The following is an 8363-nucleotide window of genomic DNA, read 5'->3' on the forward strand; positions in this document are numbered from 1 at the left end:
TGGAGTTGGAATTGGAGGAGTGTTGGAGCCCGTGCAGGCAGCGCCTGTTATCATTGAAGATGGATGCTTTATTGGCTCACGATGCATAGTCGTAGAAGGTGCGCACATAGGAAAAGAAGCCGTATTAGGCGCAAACGTAGTTATTACAGGCTCAACAAAAATAATTGATGTTACTGGCAATACGCCTATTGAATACAAAGGTCATGTACCTTCGCGCTCAGTAGTTATACCGGGATCATACGCAAAAAAATTTAATGCCGGAGAATACCTTGTTCCATGCGCATTAATTATAGGACAACGCAAAGCAAGCACAGATCTTAAAACATCATTAAACGAAGTTCTACGTGAAAATGAAATAGCCGTTTAAAATGAACATCGGACTTGATGCCAAGAGAGCATTCGTAAACCAAAGTGGCCTGGGGAACTACGCTCGTACGCTTATTAACGGGCTTGTTCGTTTTTTTCCGGAAAACAATTACCACTTATTTACAACCGAAGAAAAAAACGATTTGTTTCCAAAACAAACTACAACTAAAAGAAACATTTCTATTCATACACCTTCCGGATTTATTAATAGACATATAAAATCTATTTGGCGTTCGTATGGAATTACTCCCATAATTACCAAAGAAAACATTAATATCTATCACGGACTAAGCAATGAGCTTCCTTTTAACATCTCTCAATTCAAAGGAAAAAAAATAGTAACCATTCACGATTTAATTTTCCTGCGTTACCCTCAACTCTATCCAGCTATCGACAGAAAAATATATGATATTAAATTTAGATCTGCTTGCAAACAGGCCGATGTAATAGTATCTATAAGCGAACAAACCAAACAAGACATTCAATATTACTATTCTATTCCATCCGAAAAAATAAAGGTTATTTATCAGAGTTGTGATGATTTATTTTACAACATCCAAACAGCAGACCAAATAGAAGTTGTGAAAAAAAAACACAATCTACCGGAGAATTATCTATTATATGTTGGCACGATTGAAGAAAGAAAAAACATACTTACCATCATAAAATCACTCGAACAAATTAATGATATGCCATTAGTTGTAGTAGGTAAGAAAAAAGCATACTTCAAAAAAGTGCAAGAATATATTATAGAAAAAAGACTTGAGAAAAAAATTATCTTCCTTAAAAATGTTTCGAACCAAGATTTACCTACAATATTTAGTAACGCAGCGCTTTTTATTTACCCCTCCATTTTTGAAGGCTTTGGGATTCCAATTCTAGAAGCCATTACATCAAAAGTTCCTGTTATTACTAGTAAAGGCAGTTGCTTCACAGAAGCCGGAGGCCCAAGCACAATATATGTAAACCCTACCAACGAGGAAGAACTTACACACGAAATAAAAAAAATTATACACTCAACCGGCTTAATAGAAAAAATGAAAAGTGAAGGGTACGAATACTCAAAAAAATTTCTACCTGAAATCATTTCCAATCAAGTACTAAATTTATATGCTTCGTAACCCGTATAAATTAAACGCATCTAAATGATTCCAAGCAACGAATTTAATTTACTAATTGATTGTCTTAAAGCAGGAAAAATTGCGTGTCTCGAATTTAATGATGAGACACTGCTTGTTTGCAATGCTTGCATAGCAGAAGCTTCTATAAAGTTAGCCTCAGCACAATCACCTCAAACAGTATTAATTTCCGAAGATCGTTTTCTTATTAAGCATGTTAAAAATGTTCCCGAGCAGGCTTTTGAATTAATTGACGTTTCAGAAAATCCAATTACAATTATATACGATTATCCATTTGGCTTAGCACCTTCATTGGCAACTAACGAAAACACTGTGGCCATTCAATACAATAAAAATATAGATTTAGCGGCTATTATTAGAAGGTTAAACAATCCTTTGGCTGTAATTATAAAACAGGGAACTGTAAATTATAATTCAGATTTTTTAGTTCGAATCAATTCGCCTATTAACTTTGCAAATGCTTCCATTCTTCAATTGAAGAACAATGGGATTGTAAAAATATTGAAGCACTAAATATGCAAAATTACGCAGCCAAGCTAGAGCACCCTGTATTTTCAATAGTTTCAGAATGTGCGCTCGAATTAAACATCGATGTATATGTTATTGGCGGTTGGGTAAGAGATTTGCTTTTGAACCGACCATGTAAAGACATAGATATTGTTGCCATTGGAAGTGGAATCGATATAGCCAATGCGGTGAGTCAAAAGATGGGAACTCATTTTCCTGTTACCATTTTTAAAAATTTCGGCACTGCACACATAAAATACCATGATTACGATATTGAATTTGTTGGTGCTCGAAAAGAATCGTACAGAAGCAACTCTAGACATCCACAAGTGGAAAAAGGCACTCTAGAGGACGACCAAAACCGAAGAGATTTTACAATTAATGCACTTGCAATTAGCTTAAACAAGAGCTCGTATGGCTCACTGTTAGACCCATTTAATGGATTAACGGATTTGGAAAATAAAGTATTAAAAACACCTTTACTTCCTGACACAACTTATTCTGATGATCCACTTCGTATGATGCGTGCCATACGATTTTCGACCCAACTAGGTTTTAGAATTGAAGATGAGTCGCTTGCTGCAATAACTAGAAATAATGAACGAATAAAAATAATTTCGAAAGAACGAATTACAGACGAACTCAATAAAATTATTTTAGCTCCTAAACCATCTAACGGTTTTAAATTATTATTCAATACCGGAATATTGCATTTTATATTTCCTAAAATGGTAAAACTGCATGGAGTTGAAATAGTAAATGGCAAAGGTCATAAAGATAACTTCTACCATACCCTACAAGTATTAGACAATATTTGTGCTCACACCACCGACTTGTGGCTCAGATGGGCAGCTATTTTACACGACATTGCAAAACCAGACACCAAACGATTTGAAACAGAACACGGATGGACGTTTCATGGGCACGAAGACAAAGGCGCACGTATGGTACCCAAAATTTTCGAAGAACTTAAACTGCCTTTAAATGAAAAAATGAAATATGTACAAAAATTAGTACAACTTCATTTACGACCAATTGTTTTATCGAAAAACGAAGTAACAGATTCTGCGGTTAGACGCTTACTTTTTGATGCAGGAGATGACATTGATGATTTAATGAAATTATGCGATGCAGATATTACATCTAAAAATCCCGAAAAAGTAAAAAAGTACTTACATAATTTTGAGATTGTACGACAAAAGTTAAAAGATATTGAGGAAAAAGACCGTATTCGCAATTGGCAACCTCCCATTACCGGAGAGGATATCATGAAAATATTTAATATACCGGCAAGCAAACAAGTTGGAATACTTAAAACCGCTATACGAGAGGCTATTCTTGAAGGAGAAATAAAAAACGACTACTCCGAAGCGTATCAATTTTTAGTTAAAAAAGCCACCGAATTTGGCTTGTATCCTCAAACTAATTAACATTCTACCCTTAACAAATATACCCACGCGCGCTATTTAGTTAAGCTATTATTTACTTTCTTTAATCTTGTGAAAAAGCCAAGCAAAATAATAGGTCTCCTGAAAAACAAATACATTCTCACATTCGTTGCGTTTGTAGTTTGGCTCATTTTTTTTGACAAAAACGATATTTTATCACAGGTAAAACTTACCAAGCAGCTAAGCGAACTGGAACAAGAAAAAGAGTATTACATTAAAGAGATTAAAAACAATAAAACTCAATTAAAAGAACTGCAAACAAACAAAAAAGAGTTAGAACGATTTGCCCGTGAAAAATATTTCATGAAAAAAGACAACGAAGATATTTTTGTCTTTTATTTCGACTCTACTACAACTTCCATATCTCCAAAAACAACTAAAAACAGCTCCAACTAACCTAAACCACTAAACATTGAATCCTAGACTAAAGGAGTTAGACGGCATACGAGGTGTGGCTATTTTGTTAATTCTAGTTTGGCATTATGGCAATAACCTATTGTACAACAACAATTCAACTACGGCAAAATATTTTAAAATGCTCACATCTTACACCTGGAGCGGAGTTGATTTATTTTTTACACTTTCCGGCTTTTTATTAGGTGGTATATTGTTAAAACAAAAAAAATCAACCAACTACTTTAAAACCTTCTATACTAGGCGTATTCTGCGCATTTTTCCAATTTATTTTTTAACACTTAGCATTACATTCCTTCTAATAAACAAGCTCATCCCCTACTCTCACAGTTGGCTTTCTGAGGGGATGATACCCAACTGGTCGTATTTTACATTTACACAAAACATTTTTATGGGATTAAACGAAACTCTTGGCAACAGATGGGTATCGCATACGTGGTCATTGGGATTAGAAGAACAATTCTACATAATACTTCCTATACTAATTTATTTTCTCCCCAACAGATTGTTAGTAATAATACTACTTTTGGGCTGCATTGCGGCTCCTCTATTTCGCTATTATTCCAACAACTGGTACGAATCTTTTAATTATTTGCATTGCCGATTAGATGCCTTATTTAGCGGTGTACTTGCAAGCATACTATGCAAACAAACTACCGTAACTAATTACATAAAATCAAAAACAAAATGGGCAGATGGCATACTAATTGTATGGCTGCTACTAACACTTATGCTCTCTTGCAACAAAATACAAATACATTATGTGCTTGAAAACACCTGGTTTTCGGGGTTATTCCTTTTTACTGTTTTAGTCATTTGTAATTGCAAAGAGAGTATATTCTATAAAATTATTGTCAACCCTATACTTACTAAGCTTGGAATTATTTCGTACGGTGTGTATCTATACCATCCGCTAGTATTAGGCGTATTGCACTACCTATTTTTACATCAATCGCCAATCTTAATGAGTAGTTTAGATTTGTATATAACCATTCTCTCTTTGATTATGACAATTGTAGTAGCAACTATTTCATACCACTTTATAGAAAAACCTTTGATAAAATTAGGACACAGTTATGCGTATTAGCGTAGTGAGTATAATATTAATTTTGTTTCTTTGTATCTGAAGAATATGAAGTATAGAAATTTATTCATAGCATTTTTATTTTTTAGTGGTGTTGTTGATACCATATCTCAAACAACTCCAACATCTACTGTTTCTGTTACAAATACAATAACAAGAAAATATCCTATTGTTCGTCCGGTAAATCCTGCTACTTCAAAAGATGCGAAAGATAATTTTACAAATGGAAACTATTTGGCTGCAATGGGCGAATACATTGCATTATGTAACAAAGAGCCGGCTAATTTTCTTTACAATTTTAGGGCTGGTGTATGTTACTTAAATACAAACATTGAAAAACAAAAAGCAATTACCTATTTAGAAAAAGCGAGTACCCTTACTGGAGCGGAAAAGGAAGTTTGGTTAGAATTAGGAAAGGCGTATCACATCAACTACAAATTTGACGAAGCCATTGAAGCCTTTACTAAATACAAAACACTAGTTGGAGAAAAATCAGCTGAAGGAGAACTTACAAACAGATTAATTGAAATATGCTTAAATGCAAAAGAATTTGTAAAAGTTCCGATAAATGTAAAATACGAAAACCTAGGAAAGGATATCAATAGCGATGCTCCGGATTACTACCCTTTTGTAACGGCTGACGAATCTTCACTAATTTTTACCACTCGCAGAAAAGGAACCGTTGGAGGCTTAGTTGCATCTGATGGTTTTAATACTTCTGATGTATTTACATCTTTAGAAAAAGCAGGAAAATGGACAAAGGCGAAAAGCGCAGGTTCTTTTTTCAATTCGGATGGACAAGATGAAGCAACGTTTATGACATCTGACGGCAACGCTATTTTTATTTACTCTGAAAATGAATTTGAATATGGCGACATGTTGGTTTCAACCAAAAAAGGAAAATCATATTCGCCCCGTATTCTCATTGAACCACCTGTAAATTCAGACAAATCAGAGGGAGCCGCAAGTATTACTCCCGATGGCAATACAATTGTATTTTCAAGCAATAGAGCTGGAGGAAAAGGAGACATGGATATTTACATCTCTAGAAAATTGCCTTCCGGGAAATGGGGTTTACCACAAAACCTAGGAAATTCAGTAAACACAAAATATATAGAGGACTTTCCTATTATTAATGAAGATGGAACAAGCATCTTCTTTGCATCACAAGGGCACACAAATATGGGAGGATTTGATATCTTCAAATCTACGTACAACGAATTAACACAAGAATGGTCAAAAGCTGTAAACCTAGGCTATCCGTTAAATACTACTGATGACAACATGACCATTTGCTACACCAACAACGGTAAAAATGCGTATGTATCAGCTTATAGACCCGATGCAATAGGCGATTTAGATATTTACCGACTTACATTCGAAGATATGAGCCCCAAATTTGTAGTTATTAAAGGACAAGTGAAAACAGATCTAGAAGTAGAACCATTTGAACTAATTACACTAAATACCTACCGAAAAGGAACCGATTATAAAGATTTCCCTACCAATTTGAGTCCTGACAAAGAATGGGTTTTTGTTGAAAGTAAAAAAGTAAAAGTAAAAGAAAGCGAAGAATTGAAATTTACGCTTACCTGTGATAACAAAGGCGTTGAAAAAGTATTCGATCAAAAAAATTTTCCAAAAACAGACCTAACAATTAAAATAAAAAATAGCACCTACGAAATTGCAAAAAAAATAAACTTCAAACCTTCCGGAAAAAAAATGATGGAAGCTAATCCATTAACTCCTGACAATATTCAATTGACAGATAAAACAACCGGAACTATTTACGGAACCTACAAAACTGTTGGAGAAACAGGTAAGTTTATTCTAATTGTTCAACCAGGCAAATACGAACTAGAAATTGACGCTCCCGGGTTTAAAGCATATAAAGAAGTTATTGACATAACAGGTATAGGAAACTCTCAAAACGAAGTAGAACGAAACTTTAGTTTAAAAAAATAATTTTTATTTCGAAATAGAATAGCTTCTCCACTTCTCTATTGCTTGCTGCATATCAGGAGGCAGGTCCGAATCAAAAAACATTTTTTTTCCAGTAATTGGATGTGTAAAACCAAGCGACTTTGCATGTAAGGCATGGCGAGGCAAAAGTTCAAAACAATTTTCTACAAACTGTTTATACTTTGCAAAAGTGGTTCCTTTTAAAATCTTATTACCTCCATAAGTTTCGTCATTAAAAATAGGATGCCCAATGTGCTGCATGTGCACACGTATCTGATGTGTACGCCCGGTTTCTAACTTACACTCTATAAGACTTACATAGCCAAATCGCTCTATGACTTTATAATGTGTTACAGCATGTTTTCCAAAATCTCCATCCGGAAAAACATCCATCACTTTTCTATCCTTTAAACTTCTTCCAACATTCCCGGTAACAGTTCCTTCATCCTCTTTAAAATCGCCCCATACAAGAGCAACATATTTTCTATCTATATCTCTATCAAAAAAATTCTTTGCCAATTTGGTCATGCTCAATTCATCTTTGGCAATTATAATTATACCAGACGTATTCTTATCAATCCTGTGAACCAAGCCTGGTCTAGCTTCTCCATTTTTACCTACGGGCAAATTTTTAAAATGGTATGTTAAAGCGTTTACCAACGTGCCTTTGTAATTTCCGTATCCCGGGTGTACAACCATGCCCGGATTTTTATTTACAAGCACCAAATGCTCATCTTCATACACAATGTTTAATGGAATATTTTCCGGAATTATCTCAATCTCTCTCGGAGGCTCTGCAAACACAACAGAAATAACATCAAACGGCTTTACTCGGTAGTTTGATTTAACAGCCCTTCCATTTACCAATACATTTCCAGCCTCAATACCTTGTTGTATTTTAGAGCGTGTAGCATTTTGAATTCTGTTCATCAAGAACTTATCAATTCGTAAAAGTTCCTGACCTTTATCAATTACAATTTTAAAATGCTCATATAAATCTTGTTCCTCATCTAGCAAATCTGCAGGCTCTGTCATAAAAAATATATTCTGTTGGTAGGAAAACTTATTTAAAATAAATAGTTGTAGAATAGTTTTGCAGTAACTACTTATTAATTACAATCGATTTGTTTATAAAAGCATCTCCAATTTGAATAGTTACAAAATAAATACCGTTATTGATGCTTTGTAAATCAAGCGTTTCAAAGCCTGCTAAACTATTTTTTTCCAAAACAACTTGCCCAAAACAATTTGTCATTCTTACTACAATTTTTTGATTCGTTTCATTTTCTACTTCTACATTCAACTCGGTTGTGGCAGGATTGGGCCAAATACGATGCTTGATAATTGCCTCCGAAACATTATTACTTGCACTTGAATACAGCAATTGCTCTCCAAAAACAGGTCGCAACATAACAGAACCAAAAACAGTAGATTTCTGCCAAA

At 34.4% G+C, this 8363-nt stretch carries 9 protein-coding genes; 7 read left to right on the forward strand and 2 right to left on the reverse strand.

Going from position 1 to position 8363, the window contains the following annotated elements; all coding sequences use genetic code 11:
• The 7 genes from J0M08_14050 to J0M08_14080 form a co-directional block, all read left to right on the forward strand.
• A partial coding sequence (locus J0M08_14050; GenBank protein ID MBN8704181.1) for a 2,3,4,5-tetrahydropyridine-2,6-dicarboxylate N-succinyltransferase occupies positions 1-367 on the forward strand: 367 nt, incomplete at its 5' end.
• Between the two features lies 1 nt (position 368).
• A complete protein-coding gene (locus J0M08_14055) occupies positions 369-1487 on the forward strand; it encodes a glycosyltransferase family 4 protein (GenBank protein ID MBN8704182.1) in 1119 nt (372 codons plus the stop codon).
• A 24-nt stretch (positions 1488-1511) separates the two neighbouring features.
• The gene (locus J0M08_14060; protein ID MBN8704183.1) at positions 1512-2018 is read left to right on the forward strand and encodes a hypothetical protein; all 507 of its coding nucleotides are present in this window, start codon (positions 1512-1514) and stop codon (positions 2016-2018) included.
• A 2-nt stretch (positions 2019-2020) separates the two neighbouring features.
• Positions 2021-3442, forward strand: coding sequence for an HD domain-containing protein (locus J0M08_14065; GenBank protein ID MBN8704184.1), 1422 nt, complete (start codon positions 2021-2023; stop codon positions 3440-3442).
• Positions 3443-3511: 69 nt separating this feature from the next.
• On the forward strand, positions 3512-3856 hold the full coding sequence (locus J0M08_14070) for a septum formation initiator family protein (protein ID MBN8704185.1): 345 nt from the start codon (positions 3512-3514) through the stop codon (positions 3854-3856).
• 16 nt (positions 3857-3872) lie between these two features.
• A complete protein-coding gene (locus tag J0M08_14075; GenBank protein ID MBN8704186.1) occupies positions 3873-4961 on the forward strand; it encodes an acyltransferase in 1089 nt (362 codons plus the stop codon).
• Positions 4962-5006: 45 nt separating this feature from the next.
• On the forward strand, positions 5007-6923 hold the full coding sequence (locus J0M08_14080) for a PD40 domain-containing protein (GenBank protein MBN8704187.1): 1917 nt from the start codon (positions 5007-5009) through the stop codon (positions 6921-6923).
• 3 nt (positions 6924-6926) lie between these two features.
• Here J0M08_14080 and J0M08_14085 read toward each other — a convergent pair whose 3' ends face one another.
• Positions 6927-7955, reverse strand: a complete 1029-nt coding sequence (locus J0M08_14085; protein MBN8704188.1) for an RluA family pseudouridine synthase — start codon at positions 7953-7955, stop codon at positions 6927-6929.
• Between the two features lie 67 nt (positions 7956-8022).
• A partial coding sequence (locus J0M08_14090; GenBank protein MBN8704189.1) for a T9SS type A sorting domain-containing protein occupies positions 8023-8363 on the reverse strand: 341 nt, incomplete at its 5' end.

This window comes from Bacteroidota bacterium, from assembly GCA_017303975.1.
Taxonomy (GTDB): domain Bacteria; phylum Bacteroidota; class Bacteroidia; order JAFLBG01; family JAFLBG01; genus JAFLBG01.